This is a genomic window from Fontisubflavum oceani (assembly GCF_030407165.1).
Classification (GTDB): domain Bacteria; phylum Pseudomonadota; class Alphaproteobacteria; order Rhodobacterales; family Rhodobacteraceae; genus Rhodophyticola; species Rhodophyticola oceani.
The window spans coordinates 3,129,754-3,150,676 of record NZ_CP129111.1 but is presented as its reverse complement, the minus strand read 5'-3'; the positions used below and the strand labels follow the sequence as shown (position 1 = coordinate 3,150,676).

Sequence of the window (20,923 nt, the reverse complement as noted above, 5' to 3'; positions counted from 1 at the left end):
AGATGTTACTCCAAAACGTGAGGTTTCCCAAAAGGTTTTCGAAGACCGCGCAGATCGCCCGGCATGAGGCTGGTTTTGCTCCTCTCACCCATTGGTCTTGATGGTCGTCGAGCCATGCGTTTTGCCTCTATCCTGCCCGGAAAGCCTCTGCTACATAGCGCAGCGCAAGCGGGTGTGGCGAAATTGGTAGACGCACCAGATTTAGGTTCTGGCGCCGCAAGGCGTGGGGGTTCAAGTCCCTCCACCCGCACCATTTTCACGGGCAATACAGATTTTCGGTCATGTCAGCGTCGCGAGCATGAACATCTGTGAGAGGCCCGGTCTGGTCAGCCGATCATGGCCGCTTGAAAGCGCTTCATACGGCGCTCTCATAGCCATAAGTCATGAGCGTCAAATCTGAAGCACAAAGTGACCGGCAGAAACCTCGTCATAGACCGGTGGGGCGGGGGCATGCCCAACTGGGAATATCGGCGAGGGCAGCGCCTTGAATGCGACGCTTTCTTTGAGGGCCCGTTGCGTCGGGTCGGCGATGGGCACGCCGCTGAGCAGTGCGCGCGTGTAGCTGTGGCGCGGGTCTTCGAATATGGCCGCCCGTGGGCCGATTTCGACCAGCCGCCCGAGATACATTACGCCAACGCGGTGCGAGACCCGCTCGACCACCGCCATATCATGACTGATGAACAGGTAAGACAGCCCGAAATCCGCTTGCAGCTCCATCAGGAGATTTAGGACCTGTGCCTGCACCGACACATCCAACGCCGATACGGCTTCGTCCGCGATGATGAGTTTTGGATTGACCGAAAGTGCTCGGGCAATGGCGACGCGTTGGCGTTGTCCGCCAGAAAGCTCATGCGGAAAGCGGCGCATGAAATTCCGCGGCAAGCCGACGCGATCAAACAGGGTGGCGATCCGGTCTTCGAGATCGGAGCCGGTTGCCAAGCCGAAATTCATCATCGGCTCGGCAACCTGCTTGCGCAGCCGCATGAAAGGGTTGAGCGAGGCAAACGGATCTTGAAACACCATCTGCATATTGCGCCGCGCCCGACGCAAATCGCGGGGATTGAGGCCCAGAATATCTTGCCCGTCCAGAACAACATCGCCAGCGGTCGGGTCCACCAACCGCAAGATCGAGCGTGCGGTGGTCGACTTGCCGCAGCCGGACTCCCCAACAAGGGCCAGCGTCTCGCCTGCGGTGAGATCAAAGGTCACGTCTTCAACAGCGTGCACATTTGACACGACGCGGCGGGTGAAGCCGCCACGAATGGGGAATCGTGTGGTCAGCCCTTTGACCGAGAGGATCGGGCGATCTTCCCTCGGTGTATCGGCCATGGTCGGTGCGGCAACAGGATCGGGCTGCCCGGGGATGCGCAACGGCTCCGGCCCCGGCTTGCCCCGCATCTCACCCAGCTTGGGGACGGAGGCAAGGAGGGCTTTGGTATAATCGGCCTGTGGATCTGCGAAGATCTGCTCAACCGGGCCTTCCTCGACAAGCTCGCCGTGGCGCATCACCACGACCCGGTCGGCGAGTTGTGCCACCACGGCCATGTCATGGGTGATGAACAAAACGGCCATCCCGGTTTCCCGCTTGAGCCGCTTGATCAGCCCCAAGATTTCCGCCTGGATCGTCACGTCGAGTGCCGTTGTCGGTTCATCCGCGATCAGAAGTTGCGGGCGGCAGGCCATGGCCATCGCAATCACGACGCGTTGGCGCATGCCGCCGGACAGCTCATGCGGATATTGCGTCAGCCGCCGCTCGGGTTCGGGGAGACGGACCTCTTTCAGAAGCTCAAGCGCGCGCGCCTCGGCCTCGCTGGCCGAAAGCTTGCGATGGCGGCGCAGTCCGTCCGTCAACTGTCGGCCAATGGTGAAAATCGGGTTGAGCGCGGTCATCGGCTCTTGGAAAATCATCCCGATCTGATCGCCACGCAAGTCGACCATTTGTTCGGTCGGCAATTGGGCCAGATCAATGGGATCCTTCTCCTCAGGACGGAACCAGAGTTTGCCGGAGACGATTTTGCCGCCACCAAATTCTACCAAACGGAGGAGAGACAAGGAGGTGACGGATTTGCCCGATCCAGACTCGCCCACAACACACACCGTCTCCCCGGGCTGAACCGTGAAGCTGACATCTTTGACGCCGGTGATCGGCCCGGTTTCGCCTTGGAACTCGACGCGGAGGTTCTCAATCGACAGAGCGGGGCGGCGGGTTGGGTCTGGTCGCGCATCCGGGTCACCGTACTCTGGGGTCGAGAACGTCGCGCAGGACGTCGCCGAGAAGGTTCAGGCCGAGGATCGTGATGGCCAGGGCCGCGCCCGGCACCAGCGCGGTCCAGGGCGCGATGTCGAGGAATTGCCGCGACGCCTGGATCATCAGGCCCCAAGAGGCCATCGGGGGCTGTGTCCCGAGCCCGAGGAAGGATAACGCGGCCTCAGCAAGCACGGCGAAGGCGAGGCTGATCGTGGCCTGGACAATGAGCGCGGGCATGATGTTGGGCAGGATATGGCGGATGATCATCGCGCCGTCCCGCGTTCCCGCAGCGCGGGCCGCCTCGACATAAGGCATCTGCACCACGCGCAGGGCTTCGCCGCGGACGATCCGTGCAAGGAAAGGCGTGAAGGCGATACCAATTGCGATGATCGTGTTCTGCAAATTGGGGCCGAGGATGGCCGAGATTGTCAGCGCCAGAAGCAATGCTGGAAAGCTCAGCAGCGCATCGATGATCCGCATCAGGACATTGTCGACCCGTCCGCCGAAATACCCGGAGATGATGCCGAGGGGCAGCCCCAAGACGATGGACATGCCCACCGCGAGCGCCGCGATGGTGAGCGAGGTTTGAGCCCCGAGCATCACCCGTGCAAACAGATCCCGCCCCAACTGATCGGTACCAAGCAGGTATTCGAAAGACGGTGGTTGCAGCCTCGCGGTCATCACCATCTGCGTGGCGCGTTCGGCTGGGATGAAAAGCGGCGCGAGCACGGCCACCGCAAGGACAATCGCGACGAGGGTGAAGCCGATCAGGGCCTTGGCAGATAGAAACTTACGCATCGCCTCACTCCAACCGAATGCGCGGGTCAATCACGCGGTAGAGCAGATCGACGGCCAGATTGACCAACATCACAACCGCAGCGATCACGAAGACTGTGCTCTGGATCAATGGGATGTCGCGGTTGAGAAGCGCCTGATACGTCAGCCAGCCCATGCCGGTGTAAGAAAATAGGCTCTCAATCACGATGATCGAGCCGAACAGATAGCCGATCTGCAACCCCGCCACCGTCATCACCGGCCCGATAGCATTGGGCAGCGCATAGCCCCAAACCACCGTGCGTTCCGGCAAACCCTTGGCCCGCGCAACGCGAATGAACTCCTGGTTCAAGATACCCATCATTGCCGACCGGGTCATGCGTGTCAGATGCGCCATCAACCCGAGCGCCAGGGCCAGCGACGGCAGAAGCGCGTGCCGGACAGCGCCGAAGAAGTCCTCGGTCGGGTCAACGAAGCCCGACGAGGGCAACCATCCAAGCGTGGCGGCAAACAGAAGGATCAGCATGATGCCGATGAAGAAATCCGGCATGCTGAGGCCCAAGAGCGCGGTGGTCGAGGAAGTCGTGTCTTGCCACCGGTCGCGGTGCCGAGCGGCCCAAACGCCCAAGGGTATCGCGAGCGCCAGCGCGATCGCCATGGAGAGCAGAACGATCAGCCCGCTGGCCAGCACTTTCTGTTGTATGAGTGGCGCAATCGGTTCGCGGAACAGTAAGGACTCGCCCCAGTCTCCGGTTAGCATGCCGCCGATCCAACGGCCGTATTGTACAATCAACGGGTCGTTCAGCCCAAGCGACTCGCGCAAACCTGCGAGCGCCTCGGGGTTCGATTGCGTGCCCATGATCATCATCGCCACATCGCCCGGCAGGATATTGGTGATCCCGAAGGTGACGATGGAGATGAGGAACAGGGTCAAAACGACCGACAGGAGCCGGTTGACGAGATAGACCATCAGAGGGGGACCGAAGGTTGGAGACAGGGAAAGCGGTGAGGCGGCGGGCCGCCTCACGCATGAAGCTCGTCAGCTGGCGAGCCAGACCTTGTGAAAATTGAGGTTGGACCCGTTGGGATGCACCACCGTGTCCAGCCCGCCGACCTCCGGCGTCGCACCAATCGTGCCGTTGCGATACCAGAGGATTACATCAAGCGCCTCGTCAAACAGGTGCTGCTGAATGCGGCGGTAGAGATCAAGGCGCGCGGCGGGATCGACTTCGCCCCGGGCTTGCTCGGTCAACTCGTCAATGAGCGGATCGCTGATGCTGCGATAGTTGAAGCCACCGGTGCTGTGGTAGAGGCTGTAGTACAGGCGATCCGGCTCCCAGATGGTGAAGAAGTTCATCATCGTCATCTCAAAGTCGCGATCCACCCAGACCTGGCTCAGCCAATCGGCCCAAGTGAGCTGTTCGATCGTCATGTTGACGCCCGCCGCCCGCGCCCATTCCGCGATGATCTGCGCGCTGTCGACATGGTAGGGGTAGTTGGTGGTCACCTTGAATACCACGTTCAGCGTGCCCGGCGGATATCCGGCCTCTTCCAACAAGGCCTGCGCCTGCGCGATATCCTGCGCCCGCTGCGTCAGATCGCCGTTGCGCGTCGCATCGTTGGGGAAGCTTGGCGTTGGGGTGGTATCGCCTTGCGCCCAGAGCGCGCCTTGAAGCAATGCTTCTTTGTCGATCATCAGGTCAAAGGCCAGGCGGACCCGACGGTCTTGGAACAACTCCCGATCATGGTTGAAATTCAGGAAGTCGAAGTTCAGGGGTGCCCAGGTCACGACCTGAATATCTGCATCCCCTTCCACTTGCGCGACGCGTTCGGCCGGGATGTCATTGATGAAATGCAACTCCCCTGTCTGCAGCCCGGTCAGCCGCACGGTGGGTTCGGTGATCTCTCGGGCCAGAATGCCGTCGAGATAGGCTGGGCCATCCCAGTACTCGTCAAAGCGCTCAAGTTCCACTTCATTGCCAAACTCTCGGCGCATGAAACGGAACGCGCCTGCGCCCGTTGGGGCGGTGCCTTGTGTGTCACCTGATCCAGCAGGCATGACCACACCGGCCCCATTCTCGGCAAGACGGGCCAGGAAGGGCGCGTTCGGGCGTGACATGCGGATCACGACCGTCAGATCGTCCGGCGCTTCGAAGGCATCAACATCGTTGAACACTTCGAAATTGACCGCGCCGACCTCAGGGTCGCGGCAGCGCTCAAAGGAATAGATCACATCCTCGGCGGTCATCGTCGAGCCGTCATGGAATTTCACGCCATCGCGCAGGTTGAACGTATAGGTCAGCCCGTCTTCAGAGACCTCGAAGCTCTCGGCAAGCTGCGGCACCACTTCCATCTCCGAATTGATCGTCACGATGGAGTCGTGGATGTTTTGCAGCACCCGGGCGGTCGAGGCGGTGCCGGTCTGGTGCATGTCGAGGTTCTGGGTGGTCTCCGAATGGCCCCAGATCAGCGTGCCGCCTGACACGGGTTCTTGCGCGCGAAGCGGGCCGGGCCCGAACCCAAATCCAAGCGCACCCGTGGCGATGATGCTTGTGGCGAGAAACTCCCTACGTTTCATTGTCTTTATCTCCTCTGTTGCCGCTGGATGCGTCCAGCGGTTGGATTGACCGGGGGCTGCAAGCTTGGCCCCCGTGGCACATGCGCAGCGCCGGCATAGGACCGGCGGAACATTGGGTTAGCGCGCAAAGGTTGGGCGCCGCTCGGCGACGCCGAGCGCGGTTTCAAGCGCCATGCCGAAGTTCAGCAACGGCCCTTCCTCGAACAGCCGCCCCCAAAGCGAGATGCCCTGCGGCACCGTGAAAACCTGGCCGTCGACATCTTCCTCGCCAACACTCAGCTTGCCAGCGCCAAGGCTGGCTTTGCCGCGCGTTCCAAGCTCAAGAAATCCGGCGCGCAGATGCAAACAGGGGTGCCCGGTGAAGTTCGACGCAACCAGCATCGGGCCGGTCATGAACGGTCCAACCAACACGTCGATCTCATTGAAGAGGCCGTCGAGCGCCTTCATCACGCGTAAGCGGAGCCGGTCGAGTTGAACATGATCGACCGCAGACAAGAAGCGCGCCTTTCGGAACGTGTTGGGCCAGGCCCCGTCATCCTGCCAGGTCAGCGTATCGTCGGTGTTCTCTAGCGTCAGTTCCTCAAAGGCCGCCGCAGCCTCAGCATAAAGGATGTTGATCAGGGCCCCATAAGGCAGGTCCGGCAAGCTGACCTCGCGCAGATCAACGCCGAGATCACGCACGGCCTCAAGAGCGGCCCGATCGACCTCGGTTGCGCCGTCTTCGAACGCGTCGGGCAGATAGCCGACGCGAAGGTCTTTCCACGAGGCATTGGCGTCGAAATGGAATGGTGCCTCGATAGAGGAGGGATCGCCAATATCGCTGCCATTGATTGCGTCAAGGACCATGGCCGTGTCTTCGACCGAGCGGCAGATTGGGCCGACCTTGTCGAGTGTCCAGCAGAGCGCCATGCCGCCAGTGCGTGCAACCCGTCCGAAGGTCGGGCGTAAGCCCGTCGTCCCACAGCGCTGAGAGGGTGATGTGATCGAGCCAAGCGTTTCAGTGCCGATAGCGAAAGCACAAAGCCCGGCAGCGGTGGCCGACGCGGACCCGGCGGAAGATCCGCTTGAGCCTTCATTCAGGTTCCATGGATTGCGCGTCACCCCGCCATACCAAATATCGTTATAGGCGAGCGCACCGACGGTGGTTTTCCCAAGCAGAACCGCACCGGCGGCATGCAGGCGCTGCACGATCACCGCATCACTTTCGGGGATTCGGTTCTGGAACGGTTCCGCACCCCAGCCCGTGACAATGCTTTGCGTGTCGAAAAGGTCTTTCAGGCCGTAAGGAATGCCATGCAGCGGGCCGAGCCATTCTCCCGCACCAAGGAGACTGTCCGCCGCATCAGCTTCGGTGAGCGCGAGGTCGGGCGTCACCGTGGCGAAACACTCAAGGTCTTGGTTCCGCGCTTCGATACGGGCCAGATAAATCTCGGTGAGCCGCCGACTGGTCAGCTTGCCCTGCCGAAGCCACGCGGAAAGCTGCGTCATCGGCGCAAAAGCAATATCTTCGTCATCATCCGGCAGTGGCCCGCCATCGGTGTCGGAGAATTGCGCCTTCCCCGCGGATGTCGGCATCACGAAATGCGGCAGGCGCGGGTCAAAGCGGCTTGCCATCGGCTCATCATTCTCAAGCCGCACAGCCCGCCGCATCTGGGCCGACGCAATCTGCCCTTCCAGGTTTTCCAGCATCTGCTGACGCTCCTGGGGGGTATAGCTTAGCCCGGCAAGCCGTTCGGCGCCTTCTATGTCCGCGAGAGTGAGTGAAGCCGACATCGTTCCGAAGCCCCTATCGTGCCAATTTTCCGAATCTTTATCTTGTGCAACTATGTTTTTGGCTAATAAATCAATTGTCAACACTGCTATCAGGTATAAAAACCGTATTAAGACTATGATTTTTGGATCAGCTTCTTTTATTATCAACCAGAGTCGCGCTCTGCCCTGTTTTGCGGCGGTCTGTTATCTGACAGTCGCAGGGGCCATGATGCGGCGGCGGATCCTGCGTGAGAAACGCGATGCCCTCGCGCTTGCGAGATTGCTGGGAGGATGTGCGGAACGATGACCCAGACAGCCCCGCGCGTGCGCGCATATAATATCGAAACACCCGACCGTTTGCTTGACGCCGCCGAACGGCTTTTCGCCAAGCAGAATTATCAGATCGTCACTTTGAAAGAGATCGCCGCCGATGCTGGCGCGAATGTTGGTCAGATTGCCTATCATTTCGGCAAGAAAGAGACGCTGGTCAGGGAGACCATTCAGCGCCGCGCAAGCGAGCTCAATCGCGAGCGGATTGTCCTCCTGGAGCAGTACGAAGAGTTGGTTGGGCGGAACAATGTCGAGGTTGAGCCTCTCGTCCGCGCGCTCATCCTGCCGTATTACAACAAGCTTGATGGCGAAAACGAGCAGTGGCGCCACTTTGCCACCTTCGTTGGGCGCTCGGTCTGGGATGGCACGCTGTCCAGCTATATGAGCGAGAGTTTCGACAATGTGGCCAAGCTCTATATCGACGCCTTCATGCGGGCCCTGCCAGAGCTTGAACATAGTGACGCCATTCGGGGCTTTCATTTCTTGATGGCCATCATGCATGCCGCAACCGTGCAGGACGCACGCGTCGAGGGCCTTCTCGGCATGGCTGGAAGTGACCCATCTTGGGCAGCCTATAAGGAGATTGTCGTTCCTTATATCAGTGCAGGTTTCAAGGTGATCGCGGCGACCTCCGCGCCATAGATCACCCCGGTCAGATTATGATTGGGCGGCTTTCATAGAGGCCCCGCCGGCAATGCTTGTTACGCGCAAGCGGGGTGCCGGGCGGACGTGTTGATTCGCGAGCTTTGCAATGCGGGATGACCTCTCATGTGGTCGGAGCACTATGACCCTGTCGCGGTCAGACACATCACCTGAGCGATGCGATCAAACGAGATTGTGTTCGAGGTTGTGCTTGAGGTTGTGGCTGCGGCGGCGCTCTGCGGTTAGAACCAGAGCAAACGAAAGCAACCCTGAGACACCTGGAAGACCGAATGAGATATGTTCCCAAGCTGGCGGCCCTGGTGATGAGCGCGGCTATGTTGCCCCCGGCAGCGATGGCCGACACGGCGGATGGCGATGCGCTGAACGCTATGTCATGGGATGAAATCGTCGAATTGGCCCGGGGTGGGGAGGTCAACTGGTTCCTCTGGGGCGGGTCGGATGACATCAACCGATATGTGACCGAATATATCGGCGGTCGGCTGATGGATGAATACGGCATCACGTTGAACCGGGTCGGCCTCAGCGATACGGCGGAGGCGGTCAACCTGGTCCTGAGCGAGCGCGAAGCCGGTGTGATGGATGCAGGCTCCGTCGACATGATTTGGATCAACGGCGAGAATTTCCGCACTATGATGCAGGGAGATTTGGTCTATTGCGGATATACCGATCTTCTGCCGAACAACGCTTTGATCGACTGGAGCAATCCGGCGATTGCCAATGATTTCGGTGTGCCGGTCGATGGCTGCGAAGTGCCCTGGTCGACCGCGCAATTTGCCTTCGCGTACAACACGGCGCTCCATGACGCCCCGCCAACCTCGATCCCGGATTTGTTGGGCTGGATCGTGGCCAACCCAGGTCAGTTCACCTATTCCGCACCGCCCGATTTCAACGGATCGGTGTTTGTCCGGCATGTGTTCTATCATGCTGCAGGCGGCGTCGAGAACCTGCTGGGTGAGTTCGATCAGGACCGTTTTGACGACGTCGCAGCCGCGACTTGGCAGATCTTGAACGATATCGAGCCCTATCTTTGGCGCGAAGGCGCGACTTATCCAACGTCGATCGCGGCGCTGGAACAGCTGTATGCCAATCAGGAAGTCGGTTTGGTGTTCAACTATGAGCCCGCCAGCGTCGGCATCAATATCGAGAACGGCATCTTTCCACCAACGACCCAAGGCTATGCCATGACGGATGGCACAATCGGCAACACCAACTACACGCTGATCCCATTCAATTCGCCCAATAAAGCCGCCGCTTTGGTGCTGCAAAACCTGCTTCTCTCGGCTGAGGCGCAGGTTCACAAGGCAAGGCCGGATGTTTGGGGGGCACAACCGGGGATCGATATGACCCGCGTGGATGGAGAGGTGCGGGCGGTTTTTGACTCAATCGCGCGCCATCCAAACGTTGTGCCCGTCGAAGACTTGGCCGCAACCGCATTGCCGGAACTGCAGGCCTCATGGATTTCTGCGATTGAGCAGGGTTGGATCGACAACGTTGGCAATTGAGCCGATGATCGCGGGGGCCATCTCGGCCCGGCGCGAGATGGTTTTGCATCCCATTTGGGGCGAGGCCTGCTTTGTCTGACCGTCTGAAGATTTTCTTGCTGTTGCTGCCGGCGCTCTTGGTGATTGTGGGGCTGTTCTTTGGCGGCCTCTTGATCGGCCTGATGCGCAGCTTCAACTACATGCCGGTGATTGGGCTGACGGAGCCGAACTTGCAGGCCTACGCCGCAATTTTCACGGAGGAGGAGTTCTATTACTCCTTCCTGCTAAGCGTCCATATTTCTTTCACCTCCACGGTGATCTCTTGCATCCTTGCCGTCGGCGCCGCGTTGCTGCTGCGGCGCGCTTTCATTGGTCGTGACATCATCAACTTCCTGTTTCAGTTGAACTTGACCGTGCCGCATTTGGTCGGCGCCATCGGTATTCTCTACCTGTTTTCGCAATCGGGCAGCTTTGCGCGCTTGGCAGCCGAGTTCGGTATGATCGCGCGGCCCGCCGATTTTCCCGCGCTGGTCTTCGACCCCTACGCCATCGGGATCATCCTGCAATATGTCTGGAAAGAGGTGCCGTTTATCGGGGTGATCGTCCTGGCAAACATGCAGGCCATGGGGGAGGACTATGAAAGTGTCGCCCGGTCTTTGGGCGCATCAAAATGGCAGAGCTTTCGCTATGTCCTGCTGCCATTAATCTTTCCGGGCCTTATGTCGGCCTCGGTGATCGTCTTTGCCTTCACCTTTGGGGCCTATGAAATCCCGGCGCTGCTTGGCGCGAATTACCCCGCCGCGCTGCCAGTGCTTGCGTATCGCAAATACACCGATGTCGATTTGGCGGCGCGCCCTGAGGCCATGGCGTTGGCCATTCTGATCGCCGTGATGAGCGCGGTGATGATCTATATCTACATCCGCTATGCGCGCCGGCGGTTGAGGGGGTGAGATGATCGGGCAAGACGGTCTCTGGACCCAAACCTTCCGCTATCTCACGTGCCTGGTTCTTGTGATCTGGCTGGTGTTGCCGCTTATCCCTTTGGCGATTTGGTCCTTCGCCCGGGGCTGGTTTTTTCCGGATATTCTGCCCCGCGTTTGGACCTTAGACGCGTGGGACTACGCCATGTCTGACACATCTGGCGTGTTAGATAGCCTCTGGCTGACCATCGGCATCTCGCTCGCGGCCACCGCGCTCTCGATCCTGATCGGGGTACCAGCGGGCAGGGCGCTTGGTATGTATAAATTCAGGGGCAAGGAGGTTGTCGAAATGATGATCCTTGCGCCCATGATCGTGCCAGGTATTGCGGTGGCTTTGGGCATTCATTCGGTGTTTATTTGGCTTGGGCTGACCAACACGGTGCAGGGCGTGATCCTTGTCCACCTGATCCCGACGCTGCCTTACATGACCCTCGTCATGGCTGGCATTTTCTCGAATTATGATCCCGCGTTTGAGGCGCAGGCGCGCAGCCTCGGAGCCTCCCCACTCAAGACATTCTGGTATGTGACACTCCCGGCGATCCTGCCCGGCATCATTGTCGGTGGCCTCTTTGCGTTTCTGGTCTCCTGGAGCCAATACATCCTCACCTTGCTGATCGGCGGCGGGCGGGTCGTGACCCTGCCGCTCCTGCTGTTCAACTTCGCGACCTCTGGGCGCAATGACATCACCGGCGCCATCGGCATGATCTACATTCTGCCCGGCATCTTCATTCTCCTTCTCACCGCCAAGCAGCTTTCGGGCCGGAGTGCCGCTGTTGGAGGCTTCGGCCGTCTATGACGCATGTCTCTATCCAACATCTGACCAAACTCTATACCGGCGGTGATCACCCGGCCCTCGACCGGTTGAGCCTTGAGATCGAGAGTGGCACGTTGACCGCGCTGCTCGGGCCATCGGGCTGTGGCAAAACCACGACGATGAAGATCATCGCCGGGCTTTTAGAGCCAAGCTCCGGCGATGTGCGGTTCGATGGACGTTCGATCTTACGGGAAAAACCTGAAAACCGGGGCGCCGTGATGGTGTTTCAGAACCATCTGCTGTTTCCCTATATGAGCGTGGCGGAGAATGTTGGGTTCGGCCTCAAGATGCGCAAGACCAACCCCGCCGAGATCAAACGGCGCGTTGGTGAGATGCTTGATCTGGTCCGCCTCCCCGATCTGGGTGAGCGCAAGCCGAGCGCGCTTTCCGGCGGGCAACAACAACGGGTTGCGCTCGCCCGCGCGCTGATTGTGCAGCCGGAGGTTTTGCTGCTGGATGAACCGCTTTCCAACCTCGACACGCATCTGCGGTTTGAAATGCGCGATCTGATCCGATCTTTGCAGCAAGAGACCGGGATCACCACGATCTTCGTAACCCATGATCAGGAGGACGCCGTCGTGCTGGCGGACCGTGTCGCGCTGATCCTTGATGGGCAGATGAAGCAGTACGACACGGCCGATGCGTTCTACAAACGCCCTGTGGATGAGGCGACGGCGCGGTTCTTCGGTGGGCGTAACTTCATCTCGGGCACCTCTGCGGATGGTGTTTTCGACAGCGCCTTGGGGCGGTTGGTTTTGCCGCTTGGAGCCGTCGCAGGGCAGGGCACGCTGACCTTCCGACCCGAAAATGTGCGCTTGGGGCATGCACCGAGCGGAGAAAACAACCTAACCGCCGATCTGATCGAGGTCATCTATCTGGGCACCCAAACCCGCCTGAAACTCAGCGTTGGTGATATGCTGATCGAGGCAATCGTGAACCCAACAGAAGCGGAGGGATACCGCATTGGTGCGCTGGTGCCGCTCCACCTTCCAAACGAGACGCTCTGGGTGATTTCATAAGATCGCGGTGCCGCATGCCCCGATATGTCTCAGGTTGCCAGTCGACTGCGTTCGACCGCTGTCTGCACAGCCATCCGAAACAGAGTATAGACTGGGATCTCTGGCGCATCCGGGCGCACCATCAGGCCGACTGGCCCATCTGTCATCGCCGTGTCGATCGGAAGCCGGACAAGCGTGCCATCCGCGGTTTCGTTGGCCACAACACCGCTTGATATCACCCAAATCGCGTCGGATTGCCGCGTATAGACGCGGCCGAAGGTGCTTGAAACGGTTTCGATCCGGTTCGGCGGTTCGGTCAGCCCGTGGGCGATCAAGAACCGCTCGACCATTGGTCTTATCGCGGATCCTGCCGGTGGATAGATCAACTGCCATTCACCAATCCGGTGCAGGTCCGGTGCCGCCAAGAGCGGATGACCGGCGCGCACGACAAAATCCACCTGTTCCATATAGAGTTGTGTGAACGAGATGCCTTGCATCGTATCTGGCTGCCCAAGCCGCCCGATCACCACATCAAGTTCGCCCAAGCGCAATCGCTCAATCAGATAGCCATGCGGCCCATCCAGCATTTGCAGCATGGCGTCTGGCGCTAAGGTGGAGAACTCGGCCACGACATGTGGCATCATCGAGGCAGCCACACTGGGGAGTGATCCAACGCGAAGCCGTGTCTTGACCTGCTGCCGCGCGGTTTCGATGCCGCGCACGCCTTGCTGCAGATTGGCGAGCGACATTTGCGCAAAATGCAGAAACACCTCACCCTGTTTCGTCAGCGTGACGCCAGATCTGCTGCGCTGCATAAGCTTGGCGTCGACGATGTCTTCCAATTCTTTCAAGGTCTTCGAAATCGCCGGTTGTGTGAGATACAGCTTTTCAGCCGCTCGTTTTAAACTCCCCTCCCGGGCGATTTCGACAAAGCATTGAATGTGACGGAATTTAACGCGGCGCTCGAATATGGTTTCTTTTTTGGGCATCTATCGTATAGTAATTCTCATTTTTGTTATCGGTTTTAACAAGATAACGTTGCCGTGTGGAGGGGTTTATGAAGACACAGGTGGCGATCGTTGGCGGGGGACCTTCGGGTCTGCTGCTTGGGCAGTTGTTGCAGACGCGCGGCATCGACAGCATCGTTTTGGAGCGAAGAACCAAGGACTATGTTCTGGGTCGGATCCGCGCGGGGGTGTTGGAAGTTGGGGCGGTGAACCTGCTGCGCCAAGCCGGTGTCGGCGACCGCATGGACCGTGAGGGCATCCTCCATGACGGCACAATCATCTCCTACGGCGATGAGATATTCGGTATCAATTTCAAAGAACACACGAATGCCGGGGTAATGGTTTATGGCCAGACGGAGTTGACGCGCGACCTCTATGACGCGCGTGAGGCCACCGGTGGGCGGATCATCTACGACGTCGAGGATGTGCAGATTTGCGATGCCAAGTCGAATACACCTTATGTCACCTACACGGTCGATGGCGTCGCGCATCGGATCACTTGTGACTTTGTCGCGGGCTGTGACGGATTTCATGGAGTCAGTCGCAATACCATCCCCGATGATGTGCGCGTTGAGTATGAGAAAGTCTATCCGTTTGGATGGCTTGGTATTCTGTCAGAAACGCCGCCTGTTGCGGATGAATTGATCTATGCCAGTTCTGAGCGTGGTTTCGCGCTCTGTTCCATGCGAAACCCTGTGTTGAGCCGCTATTACATCCAGTGCTCTTTACAAGACACCGTTGAAGATTGGTCGGATGAAGCTTTCTGGTCAGAGTTGAAGCGCCGCCTTCCCAAAAATGTGGCCGACAAGCTGATCACCGGGCCATCGATTGAGAAATCCATCGCGCCCTTGCGCTCTTTCGTGACGGAGCCGATGCAGTGGGGGCGGCTGTTCCTCTGCGGGGATGCGGCGCATATCGTGCCGCCGACAGGGGCCAAGGGCTTGAACACCGCCGCCTCCGATATCTACTATCTCTTCAATGGTCTGGCTGAGTATTATCAAGACGGCGCGACCACTGGGCTAGATGCGTATTCGGAAAAAGCCTTGGCGCGGGTTTGGAAGGCGGAGCGATTTAGCTGGTGGATGACAAATCTTCTGCACCGCTTCCCTGATGAGAACCAGTTCGATCAGAAGATGCAGGCGGCGGAGATCGCGTTTCTGCGCACCAACCGCGCCGCGCAGAGCGTTCTGGCGCAAAACTATGTTGGGTTGCCATACTGATGCCAGATCGAAAACAGACAGGGATGGAGATCCGCCGTGCCGTTTTGGGCGATGCCCATGTGGACCGCGCCGAGGCCGCAACAACAGAGTTCGATGCGCCGTTCCAAGCTCTGATCACCGAGATGGCTTGGGGCAATCTATGGGCCGGTGATGGGATCACGTTGCGCGAACGGTCTATGGTGACACTTGCCTTGCTCGCCGCTTTGGGGAACTTTGAGGAAATCCCAATGCATATTCGCGCCACGGCCCGCACCGGTGCCAGCAAACGCGATGTTTTGGAGGTGTTTCAGCATGTGGCCGTCTATGCCGGCGTGCCGCGCGCCAATCAGGCGCTGAAACTGGCCAAAGAGACCTATGCTGAGATGGAAGCGGACGAGGCAACCTCGACCAATCAGCCGGAAGGGGCATAACATGCCGGGCTATCCAGAACTCTACCAACGAGATCGCGAGCGCCATCCCCCCGCATTGACCCGCGACTATAAAACATCCGTGGCCCGGTCGCCGCAGAATGCGCTGATCAGTTTGGAAAACACCGCAAGCGAACTGACCGGCCCGCGTTTTGGCCATAATGACATCGACCCAATCGACAGTGATTTGCTGGCAAATTTCGCTCAGCCGGGGGAAAGCCCAATCGGTGAGCGGATTTTGCTGCATGGCCGGGTGCTGGACGAAAACGCGCGGCCCGTGCCCAACACCTTGGTCGAGATTTGGCAGGCCAATGCCGGCGGGCGGTATCGACATAAGAAAGATACCTATCTTGCGCCAATCGACCCGAATTTTGGCGGCTGCGGCCGGACGCTTACGGATGCCGACGGGGCCTATGTGTTTCGCACTGTGAAGCCGGGGGCATCCCTGGCGCAACTGGGTCAACAACTGGCGCCCCGCGCATATTCATATCTCGGTCTTTGGTTGGGCCTTCGCGCAGCGTCTGATCACGCAATGCTATTTCGAGGGCGATCCGCTGATTGCCAAATGCCCGATCGTGAACACGATCCCCGATCCTGACGCCATCGACCAATTGGTTGCGGCGCTCGATCTGAACGCCACAATCCCGCTCGACACGATTGCCTATAAATTCGACATCGTCCTGCGCGGCGCGCGCTCGACCCTGTTCGAAAACCGGTTGGAGGGGAACTGATGCCGCAGAAGCTTGGGTATCTCAAAGAAACACCCTCTCAGACAGCCGGGCCATATGTGCATATCGGCTTGGCGCCAGGCGCGGCGGGCTTTGAGATTTACGATCAAGAGCTGGGGTGGGACATCGCTGGCCCACATGCCAAGGGCGAACGTATTCGCGTCGAAGGGGTGGTCATAGACGGCATCGGCAGCCCGATCAAAGATGTGCTGCTCGAGGCTTGGCAGGCGAATGCTGCCGGAGTATATTCGCACCCGGATCGCGCCGATGAGCTCGAGGAGGGCTTCCGAGGCTGGGGGCGTGTGATCACCGATTTTGACACCGGAGACTGGGGCTTTGATACGGTTAAACCCGGCCCGGTTATGGGCCGAAACGGCCAGATGATGGCGCCACATATCAATCTGTGGATCGTGGCTCGTGGGATCAATGTCGGCCTCAACACCCGGCTCTATTTTTCAGATGAAGCCGAGACCAATGCGCAGGATCCGATCCTCAACGGGATCGAGTGGGAACGCCGCCGCGATACGCTTATCGCCGCGCGGGCGGAAAGGGACGGCCAAGCCGTCTACCGTTTCGACATCCGGCTGCAAGGGGAGGCCGAAACGGTCTTTTTTGATATTTAGGCGCGTCAGAGCGCGCTGCGATCAATCATCAAACCGCCATCGACCAGGTCATCATTGGGATGGGTCACCACCATTGCGCCTGGCTCAAGCCCGCTCAGAACCTCGGCAAACCGGTCGCTTCTGCGGCCCAACTCAACCGTCACCTCTTGGGCGGTGTTGCCGTTCGCCATGAACACCGCCCAGGTATCGCCACGGCGGAACAGCGCGCTGAGCGGGACTTGAGTGACCTCATCGGCTTGCCACTCGACAATCCGCAAGAAGGTCGAAAACCCATCGCCCAACCCGGCGCGCGCCTCTTGCGGTGTGGTCAGATGAAAGATCGCGTCGACCCGTTGTTCCTCAATCCCCAAGGCGGAGATATGGGTGCGGGCGGAGGGCTCGACCCGGTCAAGCTCGGCCATCAATGTGTCTGGGCCGCCCCACCGTTCGACCATTGCGACCGCACCGGGGGCCAAGCGCACCGCATCGGAGGAGAGCAGATCGGCGACAATTTCGAGTTGCGTCGGGTCGCCGATACTGACCAAGGGCGTACCGGCCGTCACCGGGCGTTCGCTGATATTGGCGACGGACAGGACGACGCCATCGGCGGGCGACATCAATTCGATGCAGCAATCCCCATTGGCGGCCCCATTCGCGCCATCTGGCCCAATCAATGCGGCGCGGGAGCGATCCAGCGTGCTTTGCGCGATGTTGATCCGTGCCTCCGCAGCATCAACCGTCGCATCCGCAATCGCCAATTGCTGCGTCACATCCTCCATCGCAGTGATCGACGAAACCCCACGTTCGACCAGAACTTGCACCCGGTCAAACTGCATCTGGGCATAGGTTTGTTCCTCGACCGAGCGGCGCAGTTCGGTCCGGGCGACGTTCAGCGCCGCCTCGGCCTCACCAACGGAGGCTTCGGCCTGCATCCTGGTCCGGCTATCGAGTAGGCTCGGCGGCACAGGCTCCACCAGGGCCACAACCGTTTCACCGGCCAGAACCGCATCTCCCACATCAACGGGAGAGCGGAGCGCCGTGCCGCTGATCGGTGCCGCGACTTCGAAAATGTCGCGGATACGGGTCTGCCCATCGGCATCGACAGTGACCTGCAGCGGCCCGCGCGTGACCTCATGGAGATCCACAGCAATCGGCTCGGGCCGGAAGGTGACATAGAGCAGCCCGGCCAGGATGGCGCCACCAACGACCAGGATGCCTAGGGTTCTTGGTTTCAGAGACATAAGCCTGCTACTCCCTTGTTTTCATAACGGATACGAGATTGAGATTGTCCAGCCTGCGGCGCACGATCAGCGCCGAGGCCAGGGCCGCGGCCAGCACAACCAAGCTGGCCCGGGCAAAGATATCGGGGTTCAGGATGAGCGGCATCGCATAGAGATCGGAGGAAAACGCGTTCACCATCACCTGTGCGATGCCCGCGCCGAGAAGCCAGCCAACGGGCTGCGCGACAAGCGCCAGAAACATCGTTTCGCCCACCAGCACATAAGACACTTCGCCGCGTGAAAAGCCGAGGATCCGTAAACTCGCCAACTCGCGCGCCCGTTCACTCAGTTGAATACGCGCGCCGTTATAGGCGACCCCGACCGTGATCAGCACAGCGATCACGATATAGACCGTGTTCATCACCGTGACGTTTTCGCGGATCGTGTCCTGAAAGCTGCGCCTGGTGTCGGTCATCATGATCAGGCCCGATAGGCGCGGCAGGTCTTTCAATCGAGCGTGCAACGCATCGAGTTCATTGTCATCCAAGGTGACATTCACGACTGACATGCGGGGGCTTTGCCGGAATATCTCGTTGAGATAGCCCAGATCGATATAGGCGCCGAGACCGAAATACTGTTCGACCAACCCGGTGACGACCATCTCATGGGTCTCTCGCCGACCGCTCAGAAATTCGACTTCGACCAGGTCACCGATGCCCAAATCCAGCTGACTGGCCAATCGCTCGGCCAGGAGGATGCCGCCGGGCTCCGCCGTACTGACCGAGCCATCGGCGCCGATCACCCGGCTCAAATCTGTGCCGGGGCGGCGCGCCTCGATGGCTAAGCTTTTCTCCAAGGGACCATTGCGCAGGATTGCGGGCAGATATTGCTGCGGCTCGGCTTGCAAAACCCCGGGCAGGCGGCGCACTTCGGCAATCGTCGTCTCAGGCACATCATCGGTAAACAGCAGCATCGCGTCTTGGCGGTTCGATTGGTAAAACGCCACATCGACGATGTTGTCCAACGCGTCATGGACAAAGGACGCAGCGATGACGGCGGAGACTGCGAAACCGAGGCCCAAACAGGTCATCGCGCTGCGCACTGGCCAGCGGAAGAAACTGCGCAGGATCATAATGGTCGGTTGCGAAAGCCGCGCGCGCGCCATCAAGACATCGATGAAGCTGCGCTTGAACCGGGGCGGCGCGGGGGCTGCATCGCGATCGCGGGGGCCAGCCGGGCAGCCATGATCGCCGCGCGAGCCGCGCCCAACATGGTCGTTAGAAGCGCCGCCAGACCTGAGATCGCATAGACCCAGCCCGGCACCCGGAACAACAGATAGGGGAAGTCGAAGAACACGACATATTCCATCGCCATGTCATAGGCTAGCCAAGTCCCGCCGCCCCAGCCGATGCCGATACCGACCAAGGCAATAAAGGCCGCGAGCAGAAGGTAGTGCAGGCAGATCTCGAAATCCGAATAGCCGATGGCCTTCAATAGCCCGATCTCCGAGCGCTCCAAGGCCACGATCCGCCCCATCACCATGCTGACCAAAAACGCCGCGATCGCGAAGAAGATCGGCGGCACAACCATCGCCATGCCTCTGAGTTGGTCGATCTCGGAACTGACGAAACTGTCGCTCGTCTGTTGATCGCGGCCATGAGCGCCAAGCCCGCCATAGGCTTCCAGCATATCATCCAGCGCGTCGATCACCGCCTCTTCTCGCGCGTCCTGAGTGATTTTGATCGCCAGGCCGTTGAACGCGCCTTGCATATCGAAGGCGGCGGAGGCCGCGCGTTCCGGCATCCAGATAATGCCGAACCCCTCATTGTCCGGCATCATGCCGCCGGGCCCGATTGTGTAAATATATTCTGGGCTTAGTGCTGTGCCAACGATGCGCAAGGCACGCCGTTGACCATTCAAATTGGCGTGGAACACCGACCCGATCTCAAACCCGTTGGCTTCGGCAAAAGGCTCGTTGACCATCACCTCGCTGCTGGATGTCGGGTCGGGGTAGTCGCCCGAGCGCAGGAGCGGCACATTGAGCAGCGGGTCGTTGTCCTCGGGCCAGGAGAGGACATGCCCCACCGCGCTTTCAACCCGTCCTTCGATATCCAAGATCGCGAAGCCGGAGACGGTTGGGTCGACGGCATAGATGCCGTCAATCGCCCGGATCTCAGGCAAAAGGCTTTCTGGCGCGCGCCGGGCATCGATCCAAACATCCGCGAACCGGTTGCGTTCATAATAGGCTGATCGGGTATCATCCAGCGCCTGATACATCCCGAAAGAGGTCAGCAGAAGCGCCACGCCGCAGGCCAACACCATGGCGATTGCGACGCCCTGCACCCAGAGCCGTTTGAAATCGCGAAAGAGCTTTTTGTCGAGCGCCTGCATCCCTGTCACCAAACGATATTATGCGGGGCGAGGCGGGTCTCATTCACATGGACTTCGCTAATCTTGCCGTCTTGGAACTGAATCACCCGATGCGCCATTTGCTGGATCGCGGCGTTATGGGTGATGACCGCCGTGGTGGTGCCGAACTGGTCATTGATCGTTTTGAGCACTTCGAGCACCTGCACGCCGGTTTTGCTATCGAGCGCGCCGGTAGGCTCGTCACATAGCAACACTTCAGGCCGCTTCGCAATCGCGCGGGCAATGGCCACCCGTTGCTGCTCACCACCCGACATTTCCGAGGGGAAATGGTCCAGACGATGGCCCAACCCGACCAAATCGAGCGCCTCGGCCGCCGGCATCGGGTTTGGCGCGACGTCGGTGACGAGCTGCACATTCTCGCGCGCGGTCAGCGACGGCACCAAATTATAGAACTGGAACACGAACCCCACATGATCCCGACGGAACTTTGTCAGCCCACGGTCACCCAAGTCGGTCAGTTCCAGATCGCGGAACCAGACCCGGCCTTCGGTGGCATGGTCCAGCCCGCCCAGGATATTCAGAAGCGTGGATTTGCCCGAGCCCGATGGGCCAAGCAGCACCGCCAGTTCGCCAGCGAATAGCTCCAGGCTGACCCCGGCGAGGGCGTAAACCTTCACTTCACCGGTGTCATAAACCTTCGTAATGTTCTCGGTGCGAAAGATTTTCTCCGCCACCTGCCGTCTCCTTGGTC

At 59.6% G+C, this 20,923-nt stretch carries 18 protein-coding genes, 1 tRNA gene and 1 pseudogene; 10 read left to right on the top strand and 10 right to left on the bottom strand.

What is annotated here, in order from left to right:
- Positions 1-168 precede the first annotated feature (168 nt).
- A tRNA-Leu gene (locus tag QTA57_RS16010) sits at positions 169-253 on the top strand.
- A gap of 137 nt (positions 254-390) precedes the next feature.
- On the opposite strand, the gene QTA57_RS16005 is transcribed toward QTA57_RS16010, so the two are convergent.
- The 5 genes from QTA57_RS16005 to QTA57_RS15985 form a co-directional block, all read right to left on the bottom strand.
- Positions 391-2,193 (bottom strand): ABC transporter ATP-binding protein, encoded by a 1,803-nt coding sequence (locus tag QTA57_RS16005; RefSeq protein WP_290154956.1) that lies wholly within the window; start codon positions 2,191-2,193, stop codon positions 391-393.
- A 37-nt stretch (positions 2,194-2,230) separates the two neighbouring features.
- Positions 2,231-3,046, bottom strand: a complete 816-nt coding sequence (locus QTA57_RS16000; RefSeq protein WP_145209901.1) for an ABC transporter permease — start codon at positions 3,044-3,046, stop codon at positions 2,231-2,233.
- A gap of 4 nt (positions 3,047-3,050) precedes the next feature.
- Positions 3,051-3,992 (bottom strand): ABC transporter permease, encoded by a 942-nt coding sequence (locus tag QTA57_RS15995; protein WP_290152417.1) that lies wholly within the window; start codon positions 3,990-3,992, stop codon positions 3,051-3,053.
- Positions 3,993-4,061: 69 nt separating this feature from the next.
- Positions 4,062-5,600, bottom strand: coding sequence for an ABC transporter substrate-binding protein (locus tag QTA57_RS15990; RefSeq protein ID WP_290152415.1), 1,539 nt, complete (start codon positions 5,598-5,600; stop codon positions 4,062-4,064).
- A gap of 117 nt (positions 5,601-5,717) precedes the next feature.
- Complete coding sequence (locus QTA57_RS15985) at positions 5,718-7,373, bottom strand: amidase (RefSeq protein ID WP_290152413.1); 1,656 nt, start codon at positions 7,371-7,373, stop codon at positions 5,718-5,720.
- A gap of 282 nt (positions 7,374-7,655) precedes the next feature.
- On the opposite strand from QTA57_RS15985, the gene QTA57_RS15980 reads away from it, so the two are divergent.
- From QTA57_RS15980 to QTA57_RS15960, 5 genes are all read left to right on the top strand, one after another.
- The gene (locus QTA57_RS15980; protein WP_290152411.1) at positions 7,656-8,324 is read left to right on the top strand and encodes a TetR/AcrR family transcriptional regulator; all 669 of its coding nucleotides are present in this window, start codon (positions 7,656-7,658) and stop codon (positions 8,322-8,324) included.
- 290 nt (positions 8,325-8,614) lie between these two features.
- A complete protein-coding gene (locus QTA57_RS15975; RefSeq protein WP_290152410.1) occupies positions 8,615-9,847 on the top strand; it encodes an ABC transporter substrate-binding protein in 1,233 nt (410 codons plus the stop codon).
- A 71-nt stretch (positions 9,848-9,918) separates the two neighbouring features.
- A complete protein-coding gene (locus QTA57_RS15970) occupies positions 9,919-10,776 on the top strand; it encodes an ABC transporter permease (RefSeq protein ID WP_290152408.1) in 858 nt (285 codons plus the stop codon).
- A 1-nt stretch (position 10,777) separates the two neighbouring features.
- A complete protein-coding gene (locus QTA57_RS15965; RefSeq protein WP_290152406.1) occupies positions 10,778-11,602 on the top strand; it encodes an ABC transporter permease in 825 nt (274 codons plus the stop codon).
- Positions 11,599-12,639 carry an ABC transporter ATP-binding protein gene (locus QTA57_RS15960; RefSeq protein WP_290152404.1) on the top strand — a complete coding sequence of 347 codons (1,041 nt, stop codon included), beginning with the start codon at positions 11,599-11,601 and terminating at the stop codon, positions 12,637-12,639. The genes QTA57_RS15965 and QTA57_RS15960 overlap by 4 nt, the downstream gene beginning before the upstream one ends.
- A gap of 29 nt (positions 12,640-12,668) precedes the next feature.
- Here QTA57_RS15960 and pcaQ read toward each other — a convergent pair whose 3' ends face one another.
- Entirely contained in the window at positions 12,669-13,607 is a 939-nt protein-coding gene (gene pcaQ / locus QTA57_RS15955; RefSeq protein WP_330696724.1) for a pca operon transcription factor PcaQ, read from the bottom strand.
- Positions 13,608-13,675: 68 nt separating this feature from the next.
- On the opposite strand from pcaQ, the gene pobA reads away from it, so the two are divergent.
- The 4 genes and pseudogenes from pobA to pcaG all read left to right on the top strand — a co-directional run bounded on the left by pobA (position 13,676) and on the right by pcaG (position 16,603).
- The gene (gene pobA, locus QTA57_RS15950) at positions 13,676-14,845 is read left to right on the top strand and encodes a 4-hydroxybenzoate 3-monooxygenase (protein ID WP_290152403.1); all 1,170 of its coding nucleotides are present in this window, start codon (positions 13,676-13,678) and stop codon (positions 14,843-14,845) included.
- Positions 14,846-14,868: 23 nt separating this feature from the next.
- Complete coding sequence (gene pcaC / locus QTA57_RS15945) at positions 14,869-15,255, top strand: 4-carboxymuconolactone decarboxylase (RefSeq protein WP_407933485.1); 387 nt, start codon at positions 14,869-14,871, stop codon at positions 15,253-15,255.
- A gap of 1 nt (position 15,256) precedes the next feature.
- Positions 15,257-15,983 (top strand): annotated as a pseudogene (gene pcaH, locus QTA57_RS15940) (protocatechuate 3,4-dioxygenase subunit beta).
- A complete protein-coding gene (gene pcaG / locus QTA57_RS15935) occupies positions 15,983-16,603 on the top strand; it encodes a protocatechuate 3,4-dioxygenase subunit alpha (protein ID WP_290152400.1) in 621 nt (206 codons plus the stop codon). Before pcaH ends, pcaG begins: the two are co-directional and overlap by 1 nt.
- A gap of 5 nt (positions 16,604-16,608) precedes the next feature.
- Here pcaG and QTA57_RS15930 read toward each other — a convergent pair whose 3' ends face one another.
- From QTA57_RS15930 to QTA57_RS15915, 4 genes are read right to left on the bottom strand one after another with little or no spacing between them, the layout of a single operon-like run.
- Entirely contained in the window at positions 16,609-17,823 is a 1,215-nt protein-coding gene (locus QTA57_RS15930) for an efflux RND transporter periplasmic adaptor subunit (protein ID WP_290152399.1), read from the bottom strand.
- A gap of 7 nt (positions 17,824-17,830) precedes the next feature.
- Entirely contained in the window at positions 17,831-18,934 is a 1,104-nt protein-coding gene (locus tag QTA57_RS15925; protein ID WP_290152398.1) for an ABC transporter permease, read from the bottom strand.
- Positions 18,935-18,966: 32 nt separating this feature from the next.
- On the bottom strand, positions 18,967-20,193 hold the full coding sequence (locus tag QTA57_RS15920) for an ABC transporter permease (RefSeq protein WP_290152397.1): 1,227 nt from the start codon (positions 20,191-20,193) through the stop codon (positions 18,967-18,969).
- A gap of 5 nt (positions 20,194-20,198) precedes the next feature.
- On the bottom strand, positions 20,199-20,906 hold the full coding sequence (locus tag QTA57_RS15915) for an ABC transporter ATP-binding protein (RefSeq protein WP_290152395.1): 708 nt from the start codon (positions 20,904-20,906) through the stop codon (positions 20,199-20,201).
- Positions 20,907-20,923: the final 17 nt, after the last annotated feature.

What these genes read in the sequence shown, in the direction of transcription:
- QTA57_RS15925 (WP_290152398.1), bottom strand. Translation starts at nt 18,934, where the DNA reads ATGATCCTGCGCAGTTTCTTCCGCTGGCCAGTGCGCAGCGCGATGACC.
- QTA57_RS15980 (WP_290152411.1), top strand. Translation starts at nt 7,656, where the DNA reads ATGACCCAGACAGCCCCGCGCGTGCGCGCATATAATATCGAAACACCC.
- QTA57_RS15920 (WP_290152397.1), bottom strand. Translation starts at nt 20,193, where the DNA reads ATGCAGGCGCTCGACAAAAAGCTCTTTCGCGATTTCAAACGGCTCTGG.
- pcaQ (WP_330696724.1), bottom strand. Translation starts at nt 13,607, where the DNA reads ATGCCCAAAAAAGAAACCATATTCGAGCGCCGCGTTAAATTCCGTCAC.
- QTA57_RS15985 (WP_290152413.1), bottom strand. Translation starts at nt 7,373, where the DNA reads ATGTCGGCTTCACTCACTCTCGCGGACATAGAAGGCGCCGAACGGCTT.
- pobA (WP_290152403.1), top strand. Translation starts at nt 13,676, where the DNA reads ATGAAGACACAGGTGGCGATCGTTGGCGGGGGACCTTCGGGTCTGCTG.
- QTA57_RS15930 (WP_290152399.1), bottom strand. Translation starts at nt 17,823, where the DNA reads ATGTCTCTGAAACCAAGAACCCTAGGCATCCTGGTCGTTGGTGGCGCC.
- QTA57_RS15965 (WP_290152406.1), top strand. Translation starts at nt 10,778, where the DNA reads ATGATCGGGCAAGACGGTCTCTGGACCCAAACCTTCCGCTATCTCACG.
- QTA57_RS15975 (WP_290152410.1), top strand. Translation starts at nt 8,615, where the DNA reads ATGAGATATGTTCCCAAGCTGGCGGCCCTGGTGATGAGCGCGGCTATG.
- QTA57_RS15960 (WP_290152404.1), top strand. Translation starts at nt 11,599, where the DNA reads ATGACGCATGTCTCTATCCAACATCTGACCAAACTCTATACCGGCGGT.
- QTA57_RS16000 (WP_145209901.1), bottom strand. Translation starts at nt 3,046, where the DNA reads ATGCGTAAGTTTCTATCTGCCAAGGCCCTGATCGGCTTCACCCTCGTC.
- QTA57_RS15995 (WP_290152417.1), bottom strand. Translation starts at nt 3,992, where the DNA reads ATGGTCTATCTCGTCAACCGGCTCCTGTCGGTCGTTTTGACCCTGTTC.
- pcaG (WP_290152400.1), top strand. Translation starts at nt 15,983, where the DNA reads ATGCCGCAGAAGCTTGGGTATCTCAAAGAAACACCCTCTCAGACAGCC.
- QTA57_RS15990 (WP_290152415.1), bottom strand. Translation starts at nt 5,600, where the DNA reads ATGAAACGTAGGGAGTTTCTCGCCACAAGCATCATCGCCACGGGTGCG.
- pcaC (WP_407933485.1), top strand. Translation starts at nt 14,869, where the DNA reads ATGGAGATCCGCCGTGCCGTTTTGGGCGATGCCCATGTGGACCGCGCC.